The organism is Pseudomonas quasicaspiana, from assembly GCF_021147825.1.
Lineage (GTDB): Bacteria > Pseudomonadota > Gammaproteobacteria > Pseudomonadales > Pseudomonadaceae > Aquipseudomonas > Aquipseudomonas quasicaspiana.
Map to the genome: position 1 here is coordinate 121,198 of NZ_JAGTPI010000005.1, position 24,224 is coordinate 145,421.

Here is a 24,224-nt window from a genome sequence, read left to right on the forward strand (position 1 = left end):
CCCGCGAAGAACTATAACTCGGTGTGCCTGATACACCCGAGCAACGACTTCGCGGGCAAGCCTCGCTCCAACACACACACTAATCGCCTGACTACGGCTTCTTGGCCGCCTCCCACAATATTTCCGCAATACCCTGCCGCTTGGCAATCAACCGCGCTGCGACAAAAAGCAGATCCGACAGCCGATTGATATACGCCAGCCCGACCCCGGTCAAAGGCTCTACAGCATTCAGATGCTGACAGCGTCTTTCGGCACCGCGGGCCAGGCTGCGGCAGACGTGGGCCTGGGCGATCAGCGCTGAGCCGCCTGGCAGAATGAAATTCTCCAGTGGCCCCAGCTCTTCATTCCATAGGTCAATAGCTGCTTCCAGTCGATCAATCTCTGCCTGATCCAGCGCCTGATAGACCGGCATCGCCAATTCACCGCCGAGATCGAACAACCGGTGCTGACACGGCGCGAGCACTTCGATTACTTCCGCGAGAGCCGGCTTTGCCGACAATTGCTCGGCCAGCCCGGCGAGGAGTAATCCAAGCTGGCTGTTGAGCGTATCAACTTCGCCGATCGCCTCGACCCGGGGGTGATCCTTCGGTACGCGTCGGCCGTCACCCAGGCCGGTTTCGCCGGTGTCGCCAGTGCGTGTGTAAATCTTTGACAAGCGAAAACCCATTCTCAATGCTCCGTTATAGCGGCGAAATGACCGCTTCAGGCACGTTCACCTGGCTGCCCGCCAAGGGCAGGCGCAAGGTGAAGCAGGTGCCCTGGCCGACAGAAGAGTGCACCTCCATCTGGCCTTTGTGATTGTTGGTGATGATGAAGTACGAAACCGACAGCCCCAGCCCGGTTCCCTGACCGATTTCCTTGGTCGTGAAGAACGGTTCGAAGGTACGTTTGCGCACTTGTTCGGTCATGCCGACGCCATTGTCTTCGACCTGAATTTCAGCCCAGGGCGGATTCAGTCTGGTACGCAGGATGATCCGCCCCGGCTCGGCATCGTCTGGACGCTGGTGAATGGCCTGTGCAGCGTTCTTCAGCAGATTCAGCAACACCTGTTCCAGTTCATTGGCCGTACCCGGCACCGGCCCCAGTTCCGGGTCAAATTGACGAATGATGGCCTGGCCCTTGAAGTCGAAACCGATGGTCAGATCGAAGTCGTTACTGGCGATCTCTACCGCCTGATCAATCAATGCCGGCAAGTCGCACGGAGCCATTTGCCGGGTGCTGAGACGACTGAAACTGAGCATGTGACTGACGATCTTCGCGGCCCGTGCGCCGGCTTGCTGAATGCCGTCGAGCAGTTTGGGTACTTCCCGGCTGACCAGATAACGATTCACTGTTTCCAGCTCAATGCCTTCGGCTTCGGCCTGCTCAATGTTTTTCTGCAGGTCGGTTGATAGCCGCCGCCTAATATTTTGCACGTTATGCAGGATCGCACCCAGCGGATTGTTGATCTCATGGGCCATACCTGCCGCAAGACCGCCGACGGAAAGCATCTTCTCGGACTGCACCATCATCTCTTCCAGCGACAACCGCTGAGTGATGTCATCGACACGAATCACCACGCCTTGCCCCGCGCCGCCAGTCAGCGGGTAGAAGGTAAGGGCATAGTGACGACGCTCTTCGTCCTTGATCCAGGTGACCCGTTCGATCTTGGTGACGCTGTGTTTCTCCACCGTCTGCTTGAGTTGTGGCAGGAAGGTTTTCATGGGCGGGAAGGCCAGGAATATCGGTTGATTCAGTGCTTCATCCAGAGGCGTGCCGGAAAGTGCGCTGGCTTCCTGATTCCACTGGGTGACATACAGCTGTTCATCCAGCGCAATCAGCGCCGAAGGCATCGAGTCGATGATGCTGTTCAGGTAGTTCTGGAACCCGGTGAGCTTCTTCTCGATCTTGCTGCGCACCTTCACCTCAAGCTCCAGCTTGCGGTTGGTGTTCCGGGTTTCTTCGGCCAGGCCCTGAGCCTGATCGTAGGCTTCCTGGGAGTCGTCCCTAGCGCGCTTGAGTTGCTGCTCTCGAGCTTCGATTCGCGACAGCATGGTGTTGAAGGCTTCAGCAAGACTGCCGATTTCATCCTTGTTGCCTGGCGCTGCGCGCAATGCGTAGCTCTCTTCCCGCGTGACCTGGCGTGAGAGCTCTTCCAACTGATAAATGGGTTCGGTGATCAGGCGCCGAATCTGCCGGGCAATGACCAGCCAGAGCAGCACGCTGAACACCAGAATGCCGAGGCTGGCAGTCAGGGTGCCGGTGTAGAACGCAGTTGGTAATTCGCTGCTGGCAACCAGCAACAGGTGGCCCGGTGCCTGACCTGCTTTCGGTACCGGGATCAACTGCGTGTTACGAAACTCGGTGATGCGCCAGCCTTCAATGTCCTTGAACCGTACCGGCAGCCTGAGCTTGTCGCCTTGTTGCAGTTGGCCGATCCGTTCGCCATTGGTGTCGTAAAGTGCGGCAGCACGTAAAGGGCCGTAATTTTTCAGCTCCTTGAGCAGCGATTCGGCATCCGCAGGTGAACTGAGTGCCTGTTCCGCGAGGTTCGGGTTGCTGATCAGGCGGCCAATGGTCTGCAGTGCCTGAGGGGCCATGGCCTCTTGGGAAATGTAATAGGCGGCGCTGATGAACGTCAGGTTGGCAACCAGCAGGACCGTGGTCAGCAGGACCAGCAAGGCTGCCAGTAGCTTCTGGCCGACCGGCAGGTTTTCCAGGCGTTGGCGCAATGGCATGGGGACGGATCACACTGGGATGAGGAATGTTCAGGGTAGCGCGCACCCCAGCCATTGGGCAAACACGTGGCCGGAGCTAGTTCGCAGGCAGCCCTCTATCCGTAAGGTGTTTTACAAGTCTGACTTTCAGTTGCTGCAAATGTGGAACAACGATGCCATGGCGCTCAGCCGTTGCGCAGGCATGACCCAGCAGATAGTTGATCTCTGTGCGGCGTCCTTGCGCGACATCCTGATGCATCGAGGAGTAATTGGCCGCTGTGGCCTGAATGACTCGCAGCACATCACTGTGCAAGTCTTCGGCCGCGTCTGGCTGTCCGCAGCGTTGAAGCAGTTCGCTCAGCTCCGCGCACAGCGTTGCAACTTCGCAGTGATGTTGCATCAAGCCACCGTTCTGGCAGTCGTGCAGTACGGTCAGTGGGTTGATCGCACAGTTCAGTGCCAGCTTGCGCCAGAGCCGGGTGAGGATATCCGGCGTCCATTCATGGGGAATGCCTGCCAGTTGCAGATCACTCAGCCACTCAGGCGGGGAAGGATGGGCAGGGTCGCCCAGCCAGTTATAACCATGCCCGGCAAACACCACGGTTCCGTCTCGTTGGCGGAACGCTCCTTCGGTGCTGGAGGCGCAGATACAACGCGCTTTCGGGAATTTTGCAGCGACTGCGTCCTGACTGCCCAAACCGTTTTGCAGCAGGATGATATGCGCGTCAGGTGTCAGCCGGTGCGCCAAAGCCGCTACGGCCTGCTCGGCATCGTAGGCCTTGCACGCCAGCAACAGGCGTTCGATGGGCTCTTTGCCGTCGAGCGTCTGCGCGCTGATTGTCATTCGACTCTCAACACCTTGCTCAACCAGCGCCAGAGTCCCGCCATTGGCCTCGTATGCGGCAAGACGCGCGGCATCACGCAGAACCAATCGCACCGGCAAACCTGCTCTTGCCAGTCGCACTGCCCAAAGGCTGCCCAGACTCCCGGCCCCCAACACATGCCAGACGACGGCCATTAGCGGCTCACGGCGAGGCGAAGAAAACTGAGCAGGAGCGAGAAATTGGCTGTCGACATGGATGGCTCGCAGTGAACGCGGGAAAGTCTCGTTATAATAACCGGGTTTTATTCACATCAAAGACAGGCGTTTGAGCGCCATCCATTGGAGAAATGACATGCCCTCGTTCGACGTAGTGTCCGAACTGGATAAACACGAAGTCACTAACGCCGTCGACAACGCTATCAAAGAGCTGGACCGTCGCTACGACTTGAAAGGTAAAGGCGAATTCGAGTTCAAGGAAAAGGACCTGACGGTCAGCCTGACCGCCGAGGCAGAGTTCCAGCTTGAAGCGATGATCGAAATCCTCAAGCTATGCCTGGTCAAGCGGAAGATCGACGTCAAATGCCTTGAAGTCAAAGACGCCTTTGCTTCGGGTAAATTGATGAAGCAGGACGCCGTTCTCAAGGAAGGCATCGACAAAGAGCTGGCGAAGAAAATCGTCGCTCACATCAAGGAAGCCAAGCTCAAGGTCCAGGCCGCCATTCAAGGCGAGCAAGTACGAGTGACCGGCAAGAAGCGTGACGACCTGCAAGAAGCGATGGCTGTCCTGCGTGCCAATGAATTTGGCATGCCGCTGCAATTCAATAACTTCCGCGACTGATTGACTGGCCTGGGCGCAGGAATTCGTTTTCCTTCGGCGCCTATGGCTTGTGCAAGGGTGTAACCATCGGGCCCGGTCTGATGGTTGCGCCGTCAGGTCGGGAAATGTGAGGAGAGAAAGATGGATTTGAATGCCGAAATGGATCATCTGGTAAAGGCCTCTCAGGCCTGGATCCCGATGATCATGGAATACGGTAGCCGTGTGCTGTTGGCGTTGGTAACCCTGACAATTGGTTGGTGGCTGATCAACCGTTTGACCACCAAAGTGGGTGCGCTACTGGCATTGCGCAATGCTGATCTCGCGCTACAAGGTTTCATCAGCAGCCTGGCCAACATCATTCTCAAGATTCTGCTGGTTGTCAGCGTTGCGTCGATGATCGGGGTTGAAACCACCTCGTTCGTGGCCGCTATCGGTGCTGCAGGTCTGGCGATTGGTCTGGCGTTGCAAGGCAGTCTGGCGAACTTCGCGGGTGGCGTGCTGATTCTGCTGTTTCGCCCGTTCCGTATCGGTGACTGGATCGAAGCCCAAGGTATCGCGGGCACTGTCGACAGTATCCAGATATTCCATACCGTGGTGCGCACCGGCGATAACAAGACAGTGATCCTGCCCAACGGCAATCTGTCCAACGGGATTATCACCAACACCAATCGCCAGCCGACCCGTAAGATCACGTTCGATGTGGGCGTGGATTACGAGGCCGATCTGAAGCAGGCGCTGCAAGTCCTGATGGATATGGCAGATGATCCTCGCATACTGCAGGACCCTGCACCGCAGGCCGTGGTGGCTGCGCTGGGTGATAGCTCGATTACTGTATCGCTTCGAGTTTGGGTCAAAACCGGTGATTTCGGCGATGTGTCGAACCGCTTCAACGCCGAGGCCCGTGACCGTCTGCGTGCTGCCAATATTGATATCCCGTTCCCGCAGCGAGTGATTCGTGTGGTTCAGGATTCAGCAGCACCGCAGTAATTAGCATATGACTTTGTAGGAGTTGCCGAAGGCTGCGAAAGCATTCTGGCTGACACGCCGCCATCGCCGCCTTAGGCAGCTCCTACAGATTCAGCGTTGCAGCCTTAAAGTTGATCTTGCGAGGGCTTCTCAGCCTCAAGCACCTCAGCCGCCTTGTCCTGGCGCGCCTCCTTGCTCCACTGCAGGATGATCATGATCAGCGTTGGCACGCCCAATAGCGCAGTGATCAGGAAGAAGTTGTGATAGCCGTACTTCTCCACCACAACCCCCGAATACCCCCCCAGCAAACGCGGCAGCAGCAACATGATCGAGCTGAGCAGCGCGTATTGTGTCGCCGAAAATTTGAGGTTGGTCAGGCTGGATAGATACGCCACGAACGCTGAGGTCGCCAATCCGGAGCTGAAGTTGTCCAGCGAAATGGTCAGCACCAACATTTTGAGGTTCGGACCCATGTCGGCCAGCATCAGGAATAGCAGGTTGGTGGCCGCCGAGGTCAGGCCGCCGATAAACAGGATCGGCATGATGCCAAAGCGCACGATCAGCAGCCCGCCAAAGCCTGCGCCCAGCAGCGTCATGATCAACCCGAATATCTTGCTGACACTGGCGATCTGGTCCTTGGTAAAGCCCTGATCGATGTAGAAGACGTTGGCCATGACACCCATGACCGTGTCTGACATGCGGTAAGTCGCGATCAAACCCAGCAACAGGAATGCCTGCCAGCGATAACGCAGGATGAAGTCATTGATTGGCGTCAGCACTGGAGCCAGCCCGCGCCGGCCCATCGAGGACAGGCACGCTACGGTGAGCACGATATAAAGGATGGCGCGCAGAAAGGCACGGTCTTCCATCAACAGGTCAGTCCAGCTGGCGTCCTGAAACAGCACGCTGGCGAAGTCCGTGTTGTAGAGCTGGGTGAACATCGCCGGAACCGACACCAGCAGCACAATCAGCACAAAGACAGACGCCAGTTGGTGCACGAAACCATAGCGAGCAGCCGACAGTTGAGTGCGCAGCGCCACCGGAGGTTCGCGCATGATCAGCGTAGTAATCAAGGCTGGCAGCATCAGCAGGCCGAACAGCACATAGGTACCTGTCCATGCCGAGTGCTTATAGGCGAAACCTGTGGAACCGAAACCTTCGGCAAAATACAGCGCGCCTGCGGTGGCGAGCAGCGCCGCAACGCGGTAGCCGGACATGTAACTGGCTGCGAGGGCGGCTTGCTGAGTATCGTTGGCAATTTCCAGGCGATAGGCATCGATGGCGATGTCTTGGGTCGCGGATGAAAAAGCCACGACAACAGCGATCGCGATCAGCCAGGACAAGTGCTGCTGCGGATCGCAGAATCCCATGCCGATGAGGCCCAGAATAACCAGACTTTGGGACAATACGAGCCAGGAGCGACGCCGACCCAATTTGCCCAGCAGTGGCAGGCGCCATTGGTCAAGCAGGGGGGACCACACCCATTTAAAGGCATAGGCCAGCCCGATCAGGCTGGCATAGCCGATGGTTTCTCGAGCGACACCGGCTTCACGCAACCAGACCGACAGAGTAGAAAACACCAACATGTAGGGCATGCCCGCAGCGAATCCGAGCAATAACAGCACTAAAGTCGAAGGGCTGGCATATGCGGCGAGCGCGGCGCGCCAGGTTTTACGGGGCATGGGCTGGAGTCTGCCTCAGGTTACGAAAACAAAGGGCGCACTCTAACCGCTGTGCTCTATCGGACGCCAGCCATGACGCCGGATATCTAACCGATTGTTCTGCACAATGATGCCTTCTGCGCGTAATCGCGCGCGCTGTTCGTCGCCTGACGGTGTGCCGACGGGCAAACTGACCTTGCCGCCAGCGCCTATGACCCGATGCCACGGCAGCGACGTGCCGTCCGGCAACTGGCTCAAGGTCCGTCCGACCCAGCGCGCCGCGCGACCCAGACCCGCCAACTCCGCTAATTGCCCATAACTGACAACTTTCCCTTCCGGCACCTGATTGAGCGTAAGGTACAGCGCCGTACGCCGCGCCTGAGCCGGGTCCATACCGGCAGGATCCGATGAGTCCGGCTGCTTTTTGGTCAACGCGTTGCTCCTGTTTCTAGATAAGCGGGCCTTGGTATTTGAACTACAAGGATTTCCTGCTGTCTGTCTTTTCTGTTCCTGCGGCGGTCTTCGATTGCCTTGACGTCATCCGTTATGGATGATGCCCGATTTTCCGCTAACTGAGCCTCCTTGTTGCTTATGCTGACTAGAACTCTGCTGTTCCTCGCTGCCTCCGTTGCCACTACTCCTTTGCTCGCCGATACCGTCTGGTTGAAGAATGGCGACAAAATCACCGGCACCATCAAGCTTTTCGACGGCGGCAAGCTGGTGATTGACACCGCTTATGGCGGTTCTATTCCGGTTGACTGGAAACAGGTCAAAACGCTGGAGAGCGACCAGAAGTTGATGGTCAAACAGGACCAGTATCAGGGCGAAATTGCCAAATCTTTGCAAGCGTCTGATGACGGCAAAGTCACGTTGACCAACGGTGACGCGCCTAAAACGGTCGAGTTGGCCAGCATCCAGCAGATTTTGAAACCCAAGCCGGTCATCACCGATCTGGTCTGGAAGGGCAATATCGATGTTGCCATGGACTTCCAGAAGGCCGAGAACGACACCGATGATTACAACGTAGCCTTCAAGACTTCGGCACGGCATGGCCAGTGGCGTCATAACGCCAAAGGCGATTACAACCGCGAGACTCAGGATGATCTGGTCAGTACCGACAACTGGAGTGCCGAGTACTCCATCGACCGCTTCCTGACCGAGAAATTTTTCTGGGATGGCCGGATCAGCTACAAGCGCGACAAGGTTGAAGACCTGAGTCGTCAGCGCGTCGTCGGTACCGGTCCTGGCTATCAGTTCTGGGATGACGAACTGGGTGCATTCAAGTTGGGCGCCTTGCTTAACCGCACTGACTACGAGTTCTCCAACGGCAGCAAGGAAAACTTCTATTCAGTCGCCGGCACCTGGGACTACAACCGCTTCCTGATCGGCAAAAAAGTTGAATTCTTCACCAATGGTGAGCTCGGCAGACCACTGAGCAACGTCGCTGACTACGCGCTGGATGCGGAAGTGGGCCTGCGCTACAAAGTCACTGACTGGGCATCGTTGAACCTCAAGGCAGAGAAGAACGTCATCAGCGGTTCCAGTGATGGCGACCTGGACAAAACCCGCTACACCGCAGGTTTTGGTGTGACCTGGTAAGCGCCTGGCAAGCCTGTTCCAAATATCTCCCGTTGCATCCCTGATTCGGCGGGAGCGTCATTATGTAGTGCGCCAAACATCCCGTGCAGACTGTGTGAAAACGTAGCGAGCGACGGCAAGACAAGGCAAAAACAGGCGAAAAAGCGGAGTCTAGGTGTTCTAAATGAGCATTTTTCGCCTGTTTTTAACGCAGTATTGCCGAGCGCAGTAGTTTTCACACAGTCTGTGTGGGAGCGAATTCATTCGCGAAAGGGCTAGTTCATCCTCAGCCGGTGTGTCGCCTGACATGCAGTCTTCCCGAATAAATTCGGTCCCACAGTCAACGCCAATCTCAGCACGAAACTTCCCCCCAAGAGCTGCAAAAAAGCTGATCGCAATAATTATTAGCTTGTCTTCCAAACCCATCCGCGTGCTCAATCAGCTGGCTAATATTCAGCTTTATTTAGGCAACCGCCGATCATCGGCGCGTTCATTGCGAGGTGTCACTGGATGAGTGTGAAGGCTATCAGGCAGGCGCGAGAGTTGTTGCTGAAGGAATACCGGGGCGTGCTGTCAACGCACTCCAAATCCATGCCGGGTTTCCCGTTTGGCTCTTCTGTTCCGTATTGTCTTGATGATCTCGGGCGACCGCTGATATTGATCAGCCGCATCGCTCAGCACACTCACAATCTGGGCAAGGACGCGAAGTGCTCATTACTGGTGGGCGAGCGCGAAGCTGACGATGTCCAGGCGACTGGGCGGGTGACCGTGATGGCTGAGGCACAGAAGCTTGTTGATCCCGACGCCGTCGAGTCAGCGTCTCAGCGCTATTACCGTTTTTTTCCTGAATCGAAAAGCTATCACACCGCCCATGATTTCGATTTCTGGGTACTGGTGCCCGTGCGCTATCGCTTCATTGGCGGCTTTGGTGCCATTCACTGGCTCGATCATGTCGAACTGGCAAACCCGTTTGCCGGGTCCGCTGAAGCCGGCATGGTCGAGCACATGAATGCTGATCACGCCAAAGCCATTGCTCACTATGTTCAGCTCACCGGTCTGCCGCAAAATGAGGCTGCGCAGTTGGCAGGTATCGACAGCGAAGGCATGCACCTGCGCATCGGTCAGAGCCTATACTGGCTGGCATTCAGTGAACCCTGTAACACACCGAAACAAGTCCGCGAAGCCTTGGTTAAGCTGGCTCACGCGGAAAAATGGCCCACTCGTGATACTCAAGAGGCTTGAATTCACGCTTTGATGACGTCACGTAGGGTCTACTGCAAGGCATTCTTGCGTTGAGGAATTCAATTGATGCGTGTTTTTCTACTGCTGTTCCTTCTTTTTCCGGTACTGGAGCTCTTCGTTCTGGTACGGGTGGGCATGTCGATAGGCTTCTTCCCGACATTCCTGATGGTGGTCGCAACCTCGCTGTTGGGCCTGTTCGTGATTCGCGTGGCCGGTTTTGCAACGGCAATGCGCGCGCGTGAAAGTCTGTCTCGCGGCGAGTTGCCCGCCCAGCAGATGCTCGAAGGTCTGATGATTGCCGTTGGTGGTGGCCTGCTGCTGTTGCCAGGTTTTATCAGCGACATTCTGGGTGTCATCTGCCTGCTACCGATCACGCGCAAGGTGCTGGTCAATACCATGCGCAAACGTGCTGAAGAGCAAGCTATCCGCCAGCGTGCTTTTGCAGAGGACATGCCGGCGAGCAATGATCCGGGTCGTCCGGGTGCGATTCATTCTCCTACCCGCGAACCTGATGTGATCGAAGGCGAGTTCGAGCATCGCGACAAATAAATCCCTTCATAGCCCCACCACGCGGCACCTCAGGGTGCCGCGTGCGTTTCATGACGCAGTAACTTTCGACAAAAAAATTCTACGGCTGGCCTTGTAATCACCATGCCCGCCCTTATGTATGGGTCACCGCAAGGTTTCTGGCCTTTTTGCCAGACCGTATTCTGCGGTTCGCTCGTCGAACCGTAACCGGCAACGCCGGATGTTTAACTCGCTGGTGTAATCACCGGCGGTTTAAAAACCATAATCAGGAGATCGACAATGAAGCTTCGTCCTCTGCATGACCGCGTCGTAATCCGTCGCAGCGAAGAAGAATCCAAAACTGCTGGCGGTATCGTTCTGCCAGGTTCGGCTGCTGAAAAGCCTAACCGTGGCGAGATCCTCGCTGTGGGTACCGGCCGCGTGCTGGACAACGGTGAAGTACGTGCGCTGGCCGTGAAAGTGGGTGACAAAGTGGTGTTTGGCCCGTACTCCGGCAGCAACACTGTGAAAGTAGATGGCGAAGACCTGCTGGTGATGAGCGAGAACGAAATTCTCGCGGTCGTCGAAGCCTGAGTCACCCCACTAGTTTCCGTTACTACTCAAAGTATTTAAGGAAGATCGATCATGGCTGCTAAAGAAGTAAAATTCGGCGATTCTGGCCGTAAAAAAATGCTCGCCGGTGTCAACGTCCTGGCTGACGCAGTAAAAGCAACCCTGGGCCCAAAAGGCCGTAACGTTATTATTGAGAAGAGCTTCGGCGCTCCTCTGATCACCAAAGACGGTGTTTCGGTTGCCAAAGAAATCGAACTGAAAGACCGTTTCGAAAACATGGGCGCGCAGCTGGTCAAAGACGTTGCTTCCCGTGCTAACGATGACGCTGGTGACGGTACTACCACTGCAACCGTTCTGGCTCAGGCCATCGTCAACGAAGGCCTGAAAGCCGTCGCTGCCGGCATGAACCCGATGGACCTGAAGCGCGGCATCGACAAGGCGACCATCGCGATCGTTGCCGAGCTGAAGAAGCTGTCCAAGCCTTGCACTGACACCAAGGCCATCGCTCAGGTAGGTACTATCTCCGCGAACTCCGACAATTCCATCGGCGACATCATTGCCGAAGCCATGGAAAAAGTGACCAAAGACGGCGTTATCACCGTTGAAGAAGGCTCGGGCCTGGAAAACGAACTGTCGGTTGTTGAAGGCATGCAGTTCGACCGCGGTTACCTGTCCCCGTACTTCATCAACAAGCCAGACACCATGGTTGCCGAGCTGGACAGCCCGCTGCTCCTGCTGGTCGACAAGAAAATCTCCAACATCCGCGAAATGCTGCCTGTTCTGGAAGCAGTGGCCAAAGCCGGTCGTCCGCTGTTGATCGTTGCTGAAGACGTTGAAGGCGAAGCCCTGGCGACTCTGGTTGTGAACAACATGCGCGGTATCGTCAAAGTTGCAGCCGTCAAGGCTCCAGGTTTCGGCGACCGTCGCAAGGCAATGCTGCAGGACATCGCTGTTCTGACTGGCGGTACCGTTATCTCCGAAGAAATCGGCCTGAGCCTGGAAACCACTACCCTGGAACACCTGGGTAATGCCAAGCGCGTTGTGCTGAACAAAGAAAACACCACCATCATCGACGGTGCTGGCGTTCGCACTGACATCGACGGTCGTATCTCGCAGATCCGTCAGCAGATCGGTGACACCACTTCGGACTACGACAAAGAAAAACTGCAAGAGCGTCTGGCCAAGCTGTCCGGCGGCGTTGCAGTCATCAAAGTCGGCGCTGGTTCCGAAGTTGAAATGAAAGAGAAGAAAGCCCGCGTTGAAGACGCACTGCACGCTACTCGTGCAGCCGTTGAAGAAGGCGTGGTACCTGGCGGTGGCGTAGCGCTGGTTCGCTCGCTGCAGGCAATCTCCGAACTGAAAGGCGACAACGCCGATCAGAACGTCGGTATCGCTCTGCTGCGTCGCGCTGTAGAAGCTCCACTGCGTCAGATCGTTGCCAACTCCGGTGACGAGCCAAGCGTTGTAGTCGACAAGGTCAAGCAGGGTTCGGGTAACTTCGGTTACAACGCTGCTACCGGCGAATACGGCGACATGATTGAAATGGGTATCCTGGACCCGGCTAAAGTGACTCGCTCTGCTCTGCAGGCCGCGTCCTCTATCGCCAGCCTGATGATCACCACCGAAGCCATGATCGCTGACGCTCCGGACGACAAAGCACCAGCTGGCGGCGGCATGCCAGACATGGGCGGCATGGGTGGTATGGGCGGCATGATGTAAGCCAGTTTCACCCCCTAGCTGTACCCCATAAAAGAACCCCGCCTTGTGCGGGGTTTTTTTATGGGCAGGATCTTTGCTTTGCTTTGCTTTGCTTTGCTTCAGCAGACCTCTGCCCCATACAAGTCTCAAGAACAACGCCAAACGAGCGTCGGAAGGCTGAGCGCAGGTGTCGTGGTGTGGGTCGCTCGGCATGGATGCCGAGCGAGCGCCGTTGGGCCAAGGATGGCCCGTCGGCGCGTGCCCACACCACGGCACCGGAGTCGAAGGTACCCCCTGCGAAGCAGGGGCCGCACGTCAGCGATAAATGGTTTCCCCCCTTTGCCGAAACAAAGGGGGTCGACCGTCAGGGCGAAACCAGAACTCAGAAGCACAGAGAGTTTTTTTGCTGCCACTCAGTAGCAAAATCACTTCGCTTCACCCTTAACCCTAACTGACACTGGCTCTTGCCCCCTATAGGCCTTAAGCTGCGCCAGCCTATTTCAGATGGAGGGCGTGCACATGCGAATTCTTCTTGTAGAAGACAACCGGGATATCCTGGCCAACCTTGCCGATTATCTGGGCATGAAAGGCTATACCGTCGATTGTGCACAGGATGGCCTCTCCGGATTACATCTGGCGGCAACCGAACATTACGACCTCATCGTGCTCGACATCATGCTGCCCGGCATTGATGGCTACACCCTGTGCAAGCGACTGCGTGAAGACGCCCGCCGTGACACCCCGGTCATCATGCTGACCGCCCGTGACCAACTGGATGATCGCCTGCAAGGCTTCCGCTCCGGTGCTGATGACTACCTGCTCAAACCTTTCGCACTGTCCGAGCTGGCTGCGCGCATCGAAGCCGTATTGCGTCGTGCTCAGGGCGGTGGTCGCCGAACGTTGCAAGTTGCCGAACTGGTGTACGACCTCGATACACTGGAAGTCACTCGTGAAGGGCGTCTGCTCAAGCTCAATCCGGTTGGTCTGAAGCTGCTTGCCGTATTGATGCAGAAAAGCCCCCACGTGTTGCGTCGTGAGGTTCTGGAGGAAGCGCTGTGGGGTGATGACTGCCCCGACAGCGACAGTCTGCGCAGCCACGTTCATCAACTGCGCCAGGTAATCGACAAGCCTTTCGACAAGCCACTGCTGCAAACCGTACATGGTGTCGGTTACCGTCTGGCCGAGGGCCGGGATGGAGTTTAAACAGAGCCTTGCCCAACGCATCATCATCGCTTTCGCGTTGATGAGCGCGCTGGTGGCAGGTTCTTTTGCCATGGGCATCGTCGCGACTGTCCATCTGGTAGAAGAGAAACTGATTTCAGCCGGCCTTGGCGGCGACCTGAACCGTTTACTGCTGCTCGACAGTGTCAGCGACTGGAGTCACCGTCCGGAGCCTGATCAGCTCTTCTATTTCAGCGGCGGCCCTGGCGATTTCGATATACCCAGCGACCTCAGGCATCTTGAGCCTGGCTTTCATGAAGTGTTTCGTGGCCCGCTGTCCTATCACGCCATGATCGAAGTGGTCGACGGTCGACGTTATGCATTGCTTCAAGATCAAAGCGATTTTGAAGAGCGCGAGCGCGTGTTATTCGCCGTCGTGCTGGTGGGTTTCGTGCTTGCCTTGGGACTGGCGGTATTTCTGGGCTGGGTGCTGGCTCGCCGGGTCATGGCGCCTGTTGTAAGGCTGGCACGGCAGGTGCGTCATCGCGACCAGTTGCTTGGGTTGGCACCTCCTTTGGCGCCTGACTACGCGGCTGACGAAGTAGGGGAACTGGCCGTGGCCTTCGATGCCACGCTGGGACGCCTGCGTCAGGCGTTGACCCGCGAGCGTATGTTCACCAGCGACGTCAGCCATGAACTGCGAACCCCGTTGATGGTACTGGCCAGCTCCTGCGAGCTGTTGCTGGATAATCCCGTGCTGGATGCTCGTGCCAGGGCGCAGGTCGAGCGAATTGCCCGGGCGTGTGAGGAAATGCGTGACCTGGTCCAGACTTTCCTCATGCTGGCGCGCACCCAGCGTGAAGACGCCAACATGGTTCCCAGGGTGTCCCTGGAAAGTGTTGCCGAAGACCTGATTGCACTGTGGCGCGGCCCTATTGAAAGCAAGGGACTGCAACTGACTGTGCGCTCAGTTGGCACCAGTCCGCCCTCAGGAACTCTGTACAACTCCACTTTCCTTCATGCTGTCATGGGCAACCTGCTGCGCAATGCCCTGCATTACACCGACCAGGGCTTCATTACGTTGACGTTGCAGCAGGAAGGTTTTCTGGTGGAGGACAGCGGGGTCGGTATCCCTGAAGAAAAGCGCGAGGCCATGTTCGAGCCTTTTGTAAGGGGTAACGAACAGCGTGGTGAGGGGCTTGGGCTAGGGCTCTCGCTGGTTCAGCGCATCTGCGAAAACCAGGGGTGGAGCGTCAGCTTGAGCCCGATGGAGCCCAACGGTTGCCGCTTCAGTGTGAAGCTAAAGAAGTAGTCCGGCTGCGTCCATCAATACGTGCCTCCTCGTTTCAACTCCGAAATAACTCTGACAGTCTTCTTTACCTTACGTCCTCAGGGACGCTAAACCTTTGAAGTATCTGGAAACATCTGCGCAGACCTCCGACACTTTTTTCACATGGACATGACCTGACGCTGACAGCGCCCTGACTATCTTGCCGGCATCGACATGAGCAGGTGCCCCCATGAGCAAGCGAATCGAACTTGAGTTTTCACGCAAGTACAACCACGAACATGCCCAACAATATTTGCAAAAGCATAAGGACAATCTGTCGCGCCGCCTGTCTCATTGGCGCGATGAGCAATTGGCGCGTACTGCTTTGCATCGTGCGGGTGATCCGGGGTTAGTGCTTGACCTGCCTTGCGGGGCCGGGCGTTTCTGGCCACTGCTGGCTGAAAAGTCGAACCGGATGATCATTGGTGCAGACAATTCGGCTGACATGCTGAAGACCGCTTGTGCTGCTCAACCAGCAGAAGTGGTGAAAAGGGTACAACCCTTGCAGACATCTGCCTTCGACATCGATCTACCCGACAACGCCGTAGACAGCATTTTCTGCATGCGGTTGCTCCACCATGTCGGTCAGGCCGATCATCGCCTCGCTCTGCTAAAGGAGTTTCAGCGTGTTACACGTGACAGTGTGATCATTTCACTCTGGGTCGATGGCAATTTCAAAGCGTGGAAACGCAAGCGCCTTGAGCAAGAGCGGCAAGCGAAGATTGGGCAATATAGTTACCAGAATCGCTTTGTGTTACCGGCCGCAACCGTTGAGGCCGAGTTTGAACAGGCTGGATTCCGTATTCAGGATCGCCTGGATTTTCTACCGATGTACGCCATGTGGCGTGTGTATTTACTGCGTAAGAGGTAAACAAGATGGGCGTACAAGTCGCTATGGAGCCCACAAACTCAAAGGAAGAGCGTTTCGATTCCTTCTGGACTCAGCATGGCGAATGGGTTGAAGAGCCCAACCAGCGTCGGGGCGGTGAGAGCGGTGTGCAACGGATAATTGCCGATGATGGCCAACTGATTTATGTCAAACGGCAGGTTGGGCATACCTATCGCAGTTGGCTGCATCCATTCGGGCGCCCGACGGTGTTGCGCGAGCGTGATGCGATTCAGGGCTTGAGCGGGCTTGACGTGAACGTGCCCAGGCTGATCTTCTGTGGCGCACAGCGAGACAAAAGCCATGAGTGGCGTGCGCTTCTGGTGACTGCGGCCCTGGACGGGTTTGTGGAGATCGAAGACTGGTACGCCGCAGGTGGACGAGAGCACCATGGCGAGGCGTTGCATGATCAACTGCTCCATGAATTGGCAGGTAATCTGGCGCGTATGCATAAGGGCCGCTGGCAGCATAGTTGCCTTTATATAAAACACGTATTTGTACGCGTTGTTGGCGAAGGTGATAACGCCAAAGCCGAAGTCGCATTGCTTGATCTTGAGAAGTGCCGCCGCCGTCTGACTGCAGCGGCCGCGGCGCGCCATGACCTCAAGCAGCTACGTCGCCATTCGTCGTTCACTTCAACGGATTGGCAGAAGTTGGTCTATTTTTATCAGGCAGCGTTTGGCAGCGCTATCAAGGGTTTAGACTGATGAAACTAGAACTGGCACGAGGTTTATTTATTCTGGGTGCGCTGGCGGTGACCTCCGCTGCAATGGCCGCCTGGGTACAGCCGGGAACACAGATTTTGAGCGCTCTACATGGCGAAGGGCATTGCCCGCTGCCTCGGATCGCAAAAGCTCCCGACCTGGTGAGTCCAAGTCACGACTTGCTGTTATTGATGTTTGGGTTGGCTCAAGGCTCGGGTAGCGGGCGCTAGCCATTGGCGTTTGCTGCTTCACTGACTGAAGGCCCCTGTGATGGGGCCTCGTTGCATGTGGGCTTTAGATCAAGCTCAGCGCAGACCAGATTGCTTCAAACCAGATGCAGATGGTTGTCCCAAAGTCCGGCAGGCAGATCCAGAGGCTTTGCGAGCAGCTCGTTTTGACGACAGTCGTAAAAACGGCAACGGCCTTGTCCGGAGGTCACCACAAATCCATCCGTTACCGCGCCAACACCGGCGCAGTCGGGCAGGGCAGCGTCGAGGCGGACTGCGCCGCTGTCCAGATCCCAGATGAAAAACCGATTGCCTCGTGGCGCGGTAAGGGCCACCAGACGCAATTCGCTGTGTACAGCAACGCTGGCGGTGTAATGCCCCATCGAAGCCAGTTGCTGTTCGCTTACAGGAAACGCAACAAACGGCTGGCCCGGGCGTTTGATCGCCAGCAGCTCCGAGGACTCCTGGGCGTCTCCCATGAATTGCTGACCCGAGACGATGGTGCCGTCGCTGGCGATACCCAGGTGACGAACACTGTTCATGGATTGCGCCAGGGTTTCCTTGCTTAGTAGCGTGCCGTCGCGCTGCATCAATACCAGGCTTGGCTGCATGGCGTTCAGATTCATTTCGACGCGGCTTTCCGCTTCAGTCCGGATCCCGCCATTGGCCACCACCAATGTTTCGCCATCAGGCATCCAGGACACCTGATGCGGGCCAATACCATGGGTGGAGATTTCCCCTGTATGCACCAGACGCTCGTCCACAAACCGATACACGCCGAGTACACCGCGCCCAGGGTCGGTGGTGTCATTCTCGGTGGTGTAGAGCCATTCGCCGCTGCTGTGGATGACTGCATGGCCGTAGAAATGCCGATCAGGTTGCGAGTGGATCGTCTGTAGCAGACGTCCATCATTCAGGTCGATCAGATAACTTTCAGTGCCCGGTCTACGGGCGACGAATAGCGCCAGATTCAGCGTTGGATGATTGATGATGTCGTGGCAGCGTTGGCCGACCCGGGTTGCGAACACTTGTTGACCATCCAGACGATAACCCACGGCGTAGTGCTGGCCGTCGCCATCATCGCGAGCGGACAGCAGCAGCGGGCTTTTGCCTTTCTGTCGAAACAGCGTCCAGCCGCCCAGGGTGCAGGCACTGAGCAGCAAACTTCCGAGTGCCAAAGCCTGGCGTCGCAACATCATCTTTATCTCCCGGTCAGTCGCCGTCGTTGGCGTTGAAGCCCAGCTGGATGCCCAGAGCCTTGGCCAGTTCGCCTTCATGCAGGCGGTGTACGACATTGAGGCTGTCGTAGAAGGCATTTAACTGCTGACGACCCTCTTCACTGGCCAGCAAGTCGACGAGGGGCGGCTTGAGGTCCGACAGCAGTTTGCGACTGGCAGCGTAAGCAGCGTCGATCTTGTCTGCCAGCGGTTTCTGCTCGGCGGGCAAGAGACCACGCAAACCTTTGTTGTCGACCCCGGCCCATACCGTCTGAGCGCTGGCCAGGCTCGCTTCCAGGCTGCTCAGGGATGACTGGCTACGCCATGCGTCCGCCTGGAATGGTTGTGGCTGACCTTTGCTCTGACGACCCAGCGGTGTGCCGAGCTTTTTCTTCAGCGTGTCCAGTGCGGTGACTTGCACGCGCAGCAACTCGGCGATGGCCTCGTGAGAGTCTGCGTAGCGCTGGTTGGGGAATTTACTCAATTGCGCGAGCATGCCGTCGTTGCTGTTCCAGCGGCTGAGGATCTCTTCGGCGAGGGCTTTCTGGCGCTCACCAATCGCCATCAGCAACGGGCAATAACGGGCTTTTTGCTCGGCGTTGGCCATGTCGATGGCAGCGTCGAACAGGATGTATTCATAAGCGGACAAGCCTTGAACGACCACGCTGGATTTGGCCAACGCATCGGGGGTGATCTGCGGTTGGGCGGTCACCAGTTGTTCCACCTGACGGCCGACCAGATTTTTCTTGTCCGGCCAGAACTGCACCTGCCATGAACGATTGCCCTCGGCCAGTGGCCCGATCAGCAATGGCTGCAGCTCGGCCCATGCCTTCTGGGCATAGAGAAAGTCAGCGCGGGCAGTGGCCAGATCAGTCTTGCCTTCGCAGAACGCCAAAGCGCTTGTCGCCAACTTGCGATCAGCATCAACCCAGCGGCTGTAGGTCGGCAGGATCACTTGCTTGGCAATCGCTGCCGAAGTGACCGCTTGCGGGTCCGAAGGCGCGCAGGCACCCAAGGCGAGCGCGGCAAGGCTGGTGAAGAGCAACTTGGGACGGAACATGTCCGGCTCCTTATAGTTTTTAAATGAAAGAAGTCATAACGAATTCAGGAACGCCAGCAATGCTGCGCGTTGCTCGGCATCGAACGCCAATACCTGACGCTGCGCGGCCTGAGCTTCACCGCCGTGCCACAGCACCGCTTCGAGCAGATCGCGGGCGCGTCCATCGTGTAAAAACTGAGTGTGGCCGCTGACGGTCTGCGTCAGACCTATGCCCCACAGAGGTGGCGTGCGCCATTCGCGCCCGGTCGCCTGAAATTCGGTGCGATTGTCAGCCAACTCGGCGCCCATGTCATGCAATAACAGGTCGCTGTAAGGACGTATCACCTGATTGGCGAGTTCCGGCTCCGCAGCGTCATGGCGTGTCTTGAACTGCGGTGTATGGCATTGCTGGCAGCCAGCCTCGTAAAACAGATTCTTGCCGGCCAATACCTGCGGGTTTTCAATATTACGACGGGCAGGAACACCCAGGTTGCGACTGTAGAACAGCACCAGCCGCAGGATATTGTCGCTGACCTCGGGCTCGCCATCCGGCCCATTGCCCTTAGGGGCCGCAAGGCAGTCGGTCTGTGTGGGCGTGCAGTCATCGAAATTGCGCAGGCTGGTGGTCAGCCCCATGTCGCCTGAAAACGCGTGCACGTTTTGTTGGTTCAGATTGGGCTGCCCGGCCTTCCAGCCAAAACGGCCCAAGGCGACGGTCTGTTGCTCATCGTCCCACACCCAGTTCGGGCGACCGGAGATGCCGTCGCCGTCTTTGTCATCTGGATCGGCATTGGCCAGAATCGCTGCATCGGGAATCGCCTCCAGCAGCCCCAGGCCAATCATTGGAGGTGCGACACGCACCGAAGCGCGGGTTTCAGGGTGCATCGGGCCGTAGCCCAGATGAGTGATGCTCAAGGTCGGCTTGCGCAGTTCGACCACAGTGCCATCGCGGAACCTGACTGGCATGGGCTCGTACTCGATGCGCACTCGACCCTCTGGCTCAACACCCGGCACCGCCATGTCCTGCAACTGTCCGCCATAGACAGGTTCGGGCAGCACACCATTCTTCTTGATCAGTTCAGCTTGCGCCGGATCATCCGGGATCGACAGGCGTACCAGCATCGAAACGGCATTGACGTCATCCTGCTCGGGAGGATGACCGCGACCGTCCTTGATGTGGCAGTTCTGGCACGCATTAGTGTTGAACAATGGCCCCAGACCGTCGCGGGCCGTTGTGGTGGAAGGTGCAATCACCCAAGGGCTGCGGAAGAAGCTGTTACCCACGCTGAAGTCCAGACGCCGCACCGGAGACAGATTCGCCGACGGCATCGAAAACGCATTCACGTCCCGCTTGTTCACCGTCGCCTTGCCACCCGCCAGTGCTTCACCCGGCTCAGCCTGGGTGAAACGCGGGGCGTCATCGCATGCGCCCATCATCAGAGCACTGAGCAACACAACAAAGGGACGCAACCGCGTAGCCATAACCATCCTGCAACAAGCCCGAAATCAGGGCGTGCAAGCTTAACAGCCTCGTCGTTTTTGAATAAGAGGGATTATCGTTTGCCTTGGTGGGTGCAATGTGTTGTTACGAAATCGTTGGCCATGCAGCTTTATCCAGTTTGGTTCCGAAGCTATTTTCTTCCCGAAAATATTCAGAAGGACTTTTCCCGGCCCTTAGACTTTACGCATTGCTTTGCTCTGTTCGAGCAATTTATCGCTGGGCTGCTCTTTTCTCCGATTGAGGCTTGGTCCGGGCGGAAATTATCGAAAATTATTCAGACTTTCATCTGGTTTGAACGTCGCGGAAGGGGCAACAATGGCTTTCAGGACTGAGTGCCTGAGGTGCCTTGGCCGGTAAAGATATCGCTTTCAGGATTTAGGACTTTGTCCAGAAAACTTTGGGCATCCGTATTACCTTCAGCCGTGTTGGTTTTGTAGTTGAAGTCCTGGTCTATCCAGTCCTGAAGCCTGGTTTCATAGTCGCTGGGGTATTGCGACTGTTCAATGGCGGGCAGCCCTTTGTAGTGATCAAGAACCGAGGTGTAAAAATCAGTCAGCTTGCCTGTCGCGCCGTACTCCGCGCTTCCTTGGGCCACGACTTGCTGGCGCCATACTCGCTCCTGACGGTAAGACTCCAGCCAGGCTGATTTTTTTTCGTTGACGGTGAAATCACTACTTTCGTCATAGGCGATGACAGAAAGCTGTTCTCGTGACATGCCGACGAACGGGTTTTTTCCGCTGCCATTGAGGAATTGGGTCGCGCTTTTTGCGCGCTCCAGACGATCTGGATCGTCGCTGTCAGGAGTTTCCGCATTGTGCCGCGCTTTATTGGCGTCGTAGCTGCTGCCAACCAGTTGCTCTGTCAGTTGTCCGGCTTTCTCACCCAGTTCTTTGCGGCTGAGACTTTTGTCTCTTGCTTCTGCACGAGCAGAGGCTTCACTCAACTGGCGCGCCAGTGAGGACAGTGAGCTCGTATCGTTTGTGGTTCCGACCGTGCTCGCCAGCGAGTCGGTCGCCGTTGAGGGCACTGACAGGGTTTGGCTGACTTGAGTGCCGGACACCTTGATGTTCTGGTTCGAGGGAGTACTGGTATTGATTGAGCTGACCAAATCTGATCTCCATATCTTGAAAAATCCAGGTTCACCTGTGTCTATCGGCCACTCATCCGGGAGCTGAAACGACTAACGTTGATCAGGCGGTGACCGGTCGTGCGTCGCACGGTCGGTTTCCGGAACTGCACAAATTTTTCCCTGGCAACGGGCGCCGCCATCAGGATGAGGCAGCCACGCTAAATGCGGCCGCCAGCGGCAAAAGAGACGATAAGCAATGTTAAACATCGGCCTGGCGAACCGCCATGATAACGGTGCAGCCCATGCACCCAGGCCCGCTGCTCGCCAGCTCCAGAGCGTAGCGTCAAGGCCAGTGACCCATGTTCCGTCGTCAAACCTGGCGTGCAACGACGACTCCATTTGCGCAAGCGTGAATTCCACAGAGCCGGTATCAAACGCTTCATCACTGATATCGACAAAACGAAGCCGATCCGGTGCAGCACGCGAACGCAGAATTTTGATTTCTCGAGCGCAGAGTGGGCATTCACCGTCAAAATAGAGCGTCAGTGGCCACTTTGTTGTCTCGTACATTGATGAGGGGCCCTGTATCGGTTTTCCACACAGTATTCCCAAACCTCCAGGCCGACAATGGGCACTTCAGTATCCCGCTCCAGCTTCAGAGATAATTAACAGCCAAAAAAAATGCCAGTCAGCAAAGCCAACTGGCATTTCATTCACCCGTTTCAAGCGTTCAGAAACAAACGCTCAGAGCTCGTTGATCAGAACTCGTGATCGGCGTTGTCCGGGTTCAGGTCGGTGATGCCGAGCTTGCCAGCGGCTTGCTCGATGGCACCGGTCTGCTTGACCAGGGCGGCGATGGCGTCGCGAACGATCTGGTTGCCTTCGGTGTTGCCCGCAGCGATCAACTGGTCGAAGTGCTGACCTTTGTTGGCTTGATCGACGAGGACTTGCAGTTTTGCCTGAGTGGCGTCCAGGTCGGCGCGCAGGGTCGCGTCGGCGGCTGGATCGGCTTTGGCTACCAGGGAAGACAGGCTTGGACCGCTGACCTTGGTGCCGTCTGTACGGGTGTATTCGCCCAGGTAAACGTTGCGGATGCCTTTACCGTTGTAGAAGTGCGAGTTGTGGGTGTTGTCGCTGAAGCAGTCGTGCTCGTCTTCGCTGGAGTTGGCTTCCAGCGCTACTTTCATGCGCTCGCCAGCCAGTTCGCCGAGGGACAGGCTGCCCATGCCGAAGAGCATTTTACGCAGGCCGCTTTCGCCGCTTTCGGCTTCCAGGCTGGCGCGATAGTTGTCGGCAACGCCCGGCTTCCAGTTATTGACCATTTCTTCCAGATCGCTGACCAGCAGGTCAGTCACTGCGGTCAGGTAAGCGCGACGACGATCGTTATGACCGCCGGTACCGCCTGCGCCTTCGATGTAATCAGAGGCTGGACGCTCGCCAGCGCCCGCTTCGTTACCGTGCAGGTCCTGGCCCCACAGCAGGAATTCGATGGCGTGGTAGCCGGTTGCAACGTTGGCTTCGGAGCCGCCCAGCTCGTTCAGGCTGGCCAGTTTCTCAGGCGTGATTTCTTTCACGTCGACCTTGTCTTCGCCGACCTGAACTTCGGTGTTGGCGATGATGTTGGCGGTTGCACCCGGGTTGCCCAGCGCGTGTTGGTAGTCCTTGGCGACGTAGTCGATCAGGCCCTCATCCAGGGGCCAGGCGTTAACCTGACCTTCCCAGTCGTCGATGATCGTGTTGCCGAAGCGGAATACTTCGGTCTGCATGTACGGCACACGAGCGGCAACCCAGGCGTCGCGCGCAGCCTTGAGGGTCTTGTCGTTCGGGGTGGCGAGGAAGTCCTTGATCGCAGTCTGCAGCGTTTTGGCACTCGATTCAGCATCGCTGAACGCGGCGTAAACCATGTTGCTGTAGTTGGCGACTACGGCCTTGGCAGCGGCGTCACTGGATTGTGCAGCAGCCGGTGCCGAAGCAGTCGCTTCAGGCGCTGGTGCAGCTGCAGGCGCTGGAGCCGGTGCGGAAGCGGTGGCTGGTGCTGCGGCTTTTTTCTCATCGCCACAGCCGGCGAGAGAAATAGCGATGGCCAGCAGACTAGCGGTTGCCAATGGCATACGAATCATGACGGAATCCTGCGTCTAGAGGGTTCAAGGCGCCAGGCGCCCAAAAAAAGCTGCAACATAATGCGAAAGATTTGCATTCGGTGTAAAGGCCTATTGCCTTTGAGGAAAGATGAGTTGGGGTAGGGTTGTAACAAAGAGTGTCAGTTTCAAGGTTGCCTCATCGAGGTTCGTTGACATTGCTTCTTGGTAAGGGCGGCTACTTCGCGCTCCGTGGGAGCTAAGCCCTGTATCCCTGACACCGCGCTGTCGCTAAGCAAACGGATGACCCTGTAGGAGCCAACTTGTTGGCGAGACGTCGGACCCGCATCGTCAGAAATTCCGCTTCGCCAACAAGTTAGCTCCTACAAGGTCCGCGTTTCAAATCCATTATTGGAGTGATGTTTGATAGGAGCAGAGCTTGCTCGCGATG

23 protein-coding genes are annotated in these 24,224 nt (G+C 56.8%); 12 read left to right on the top strand and 11 right to left on the bottom strand.

All coding sequences use genetic code 11. The annotated features are described in order from the left end of the window. Positions 1-91 precede the first annotated feature (91 nt). The 3 genes from KDX30_RS05635 to KDX30_RS05645 form a co-directional block, all read right to left on the bottom strand. Positions 92-667 carry a cob(I)yrinic acid a,c-diamide adenosyltransferase gene (locus KDX30_RS05635; RefSeq protein WP_231675213.1) on the bottom strand — a complete coding sequence of 192 codons (576 nt, stop codon included), beginning with the start codon at positions 665-667 and terminating at the stop codon, positions 92-94. 13 nt (positions 668-680) lie between these two features. Further along, positions 681-2,717: a sensor histidine kinase gene (locus KDX30_RS05640; protein WP_027900269.1), complete on the bottom strand. Its 2,037-nt coding sequence runs from the start codon at positions 2,715-2,717 to the stop codon at positions 681-683. 76 nt (positions 2,718-2,793) lie between these two features. Continuing rightward, a complete protein-coding gene (locus tag KDX30_RS05645) occupies positions 2,794-3,714 on the bottom strand; it encodes a putative 2-dehydropantoate 2-reductase (protein WP_231675214.1) in 921 nt (306 codons plus the stop codon). A gap of 157 nt (positions 3,715-3,871) precedes the next feature. On the opposite strand from KDX30_RS05645, the gene KDX30_RS05650 reads away from it, so the two are divergent. Further along, the gene (locus KDX30_RS05650) at positions 3,872-4,357 is read left to right on the top strand and encodes a YajQ family cyclic di-GMP-binding protein (RefSeq protein ID WP_027900271.1); all 486 of its coding nucleotides are present in this window, start codon (positions 3,872-3,874) and stop codon (positions 4,355-4,357) included. 120 nt (positions 4,358-4,477) lie between these two features. After that, a complete protein-coding gene (locus tag KDX30_RS05655) occupies positions 4,478-5,323 on the top strand; it encodes a mechanosensitive ion channel family protein (RefSeq protein ID WP_099270914.1) in 846 nt (281 codons plus the stop codon). A 104-nt stretch (positions 5,324-5,427) separates the two neighbouring features. Here the strand turns inward: KDX30_RS05655 and KDX30_RS05660 are convergent, their stop codons facing one another. Further along, on the bottom strand, positions 5,428-6,984 hold the full coding sequence (locus KDX30_RS05660; RefSeq protein ID WP_231666313.1) for an AmpG family muropeptide MFS transporter: 1,557 nt from the start codon (positions 6,982-6,984) through the stop codon (positions 5,428-5,430). A gap of 42 nt (positions 6,985-7,026) precedes the next feature. Beyond that, a complete protein-coding gene (locus tag KDX30_RS05665) occupies positions 7,027-7,356 on the bottom strand; it encodes an MGMT family protein (RefSeq protein WP_122708340.1) in 330 nt (109 codons plus the stop codon). 198 nt (positions 7,357-7,554) lie between these two features. Between KDX30_RS05665 and KDX30_RS05670 the strand changes: the two genes are divergently transcribed. The 10 genes from KDX30_RS05670 to KDX30_RS05715 all read left to right on the top strand — a co-directional run bounded on the left by KDX30_RS05670 (position 7,555) and on the right by KDX30_RS05715 (position 16,872). Further along, a complete protein-coding gene (locus tag KDX30_RS05670) occupies positions 7,555-8,562 on the top strand; it encodes a DUF481 domain-containing protein (RefSeq protein ID WP_099270912.1) in 1,008 nt (335 codons plus the stop codon). A gap of 489 nt (positions 8,563-9,051) precedes the next feature. Beyond that, the gene (locus KDX30_RS05675) at positions 9,052-9,783 is read left to right on the top strand and encodes a HugZ family pyridoxamine 5'-phosphate oxidase (protein WP_231675215.1); all 732 of its coding nucleotides are present in this window, start codon (positions 9,052-9,054) and stop codon (positions 9,781-9,783) included. A 66-nt stretch (positions 9,784-9,849) separates the two neighbouring features. After that, entirely contained in the window at positions 9,850-10,332 is a 483-nt protein-coding gene (locus tag KDX30_RS05680; RefSeq protein ID WP_099270911.1) for an FxsA family protein, read from the top strand. Positions 10,333-10,590: 258 nt separating this feature from the next. Beyond that, positions 10,591-10,884: a co-chaperone GroES gene (locus tag KDX30_RS05685; protein ID WP_020292988.1), complete on the top strand. Its 294-nt coding sequence runs from the start codon at positions 10,591-10,593 to the stop codon at positions 10,882-10,884. Between the two features lie 51 nt (positions 10,885-10,935). Further along, positions 10,936-12,582, top strand: a complete 1,647-nt coding sequence (gene groL, locus KDX30_RS05690; protein WP_027900278.1) for a chaperonin GroEL — start codon at positions 10,936-10,938, stop codon at positions 12,580-12,582. 498 nt (positions 12,583-13,080) lie between these two features. Then, positions 13,081-13,764, top strand: coding sequence for a two-component system response regulator ColR (colR, locus tag KDX30_RS05695; protein ID WP_027900279.1), 684 nt, complete (start codon positions 13,081-13,083; stop codon positions 13,762-13,764). Then, positions 13,754-15,034, top strand: a complete 1,281-nt coding sequence (locus KDX30_RS05700; RefSeq protein ID WP_231675216.1) for a sensor histidine kinase — start codon at positions 13,754-13,756, stop codon at positions 15,032-15,034. Before colR ends, KDX30_RS05700 begins: the two co-directional genes overlap by 11 nt. A 208-nt stretch (positions 15,035-15,242) precedes the next feature. Then, positions 15,243-15,923: a class I SAM-dependent methyltransferase gene (locus KDX30_RS05705; protein ID WP_231675217.1), complete on the top strand. Its 681-nt coding sequence runs from the start codon at positions 15,243-15,245 to the stop codon at positions 15,921-15,923. Positions 15,924-15,928: 5 nt separating this feature from the next. Then, complete coding sequence (locus KDX30_RS05710; RefSeq protein ID WP_231675218.1) at positions 15,929-16,645, top strand: lipopolysaccharide kinase InaA family protein; 717 nt, start codon at positions 15,929-15,931, stop codon at positions 16,643-16,645. Beyond that, positions 16,645-16,872 carry a hypothetical protein gene (locus KDX30_RS05715; protein WP_099270907.1) on the top strand — a complete coding sequence of 76 codons (228 nt, stop codon included), beginning with the start codon at positions 16,645-16,647 and terminating at the stop codon, positions 16,870-16,872. Before KDX30_RS05710 ends, KDX30_RS05715 begins: the two co-directional genes overlap by 1 nt. Positions 16,873-16,967: 95 nt before the next feature. On the opposite strand, the gene KDX30_RS05720 is transcribed toward KDX30_RS05715, so the two are convergent. From KDX30_RS05720 to KDX30_RS05745, 6 genes are all read right to left on the bottom strand, one after another. Beyond that, positions 16,968-18,065, bottom strand: coding sequence for a DUF1513 domain-containing protein (locus tag KDX30_RS05720; protein WP_122708338.1), 1,098 nt, complete (start codon positions 18,063-18,065; stop codon positions 16,968-16,970). Between the two features lie 16 nt (positions 18,066-18,081). Then, entirely contained in the window at positions 18,082-19,146 is a 1,065-nt protein-coding gene (locus KDX30_RS05725; RefSeq protein ID WP_099270906.1) for an imelysin family protein, read from the bottom strand. Positions 19,147-19,179: 33 nt separating this feature from the next. Then, a complete protein-coding gene (locus KDX30_RS05730; protein WP_231675219.1) occupies positions 19,180-20,607 on the bottom strand; it encodes a di-heme oxidoreductase family protein in 1,428 nt (475 codons plus the stop codon). 341 nt (positions 20,608-20,948) lie between these two features. After that, positions 20,949-21,734, bottom strand: coding sequence for a hypothetical protein (locus KDX30_RS05735; RefSeq protein WP_231675220.1), 786 nt, complete (start codon positions 21,732-21,734; stop codon positions 20,949-20,951). Positions 21,735-21,806: 72 nt separating this feature from the next. Beyond that, positions 21,807-22,265, bottom strand: a complete 459-nt coding sequence (locus tag KDX30_RS05740; protein ID WP_231675221.1) for a thiol-disulfide oxidoreductase DCC family protein — start codon at positions 22,263-22,265, stop codon at positions 21,807-21,809. Between the two features lie 188 nt (positions 22,266-22,453). After that, the gene (locus KDX30_RS05745) at positions 22,454-23,815 is read right to left on the bottom strand and encodes an imelysin family protein (protein WP_027900291.1); all 1,362 of its coding nucleotides are present in this window, start codon (positions 23,813-23,815) and stop codon (positions 22,454-22,456) included. Positions 23,816-24,224 lie beyond the last annotated feature (409 nt).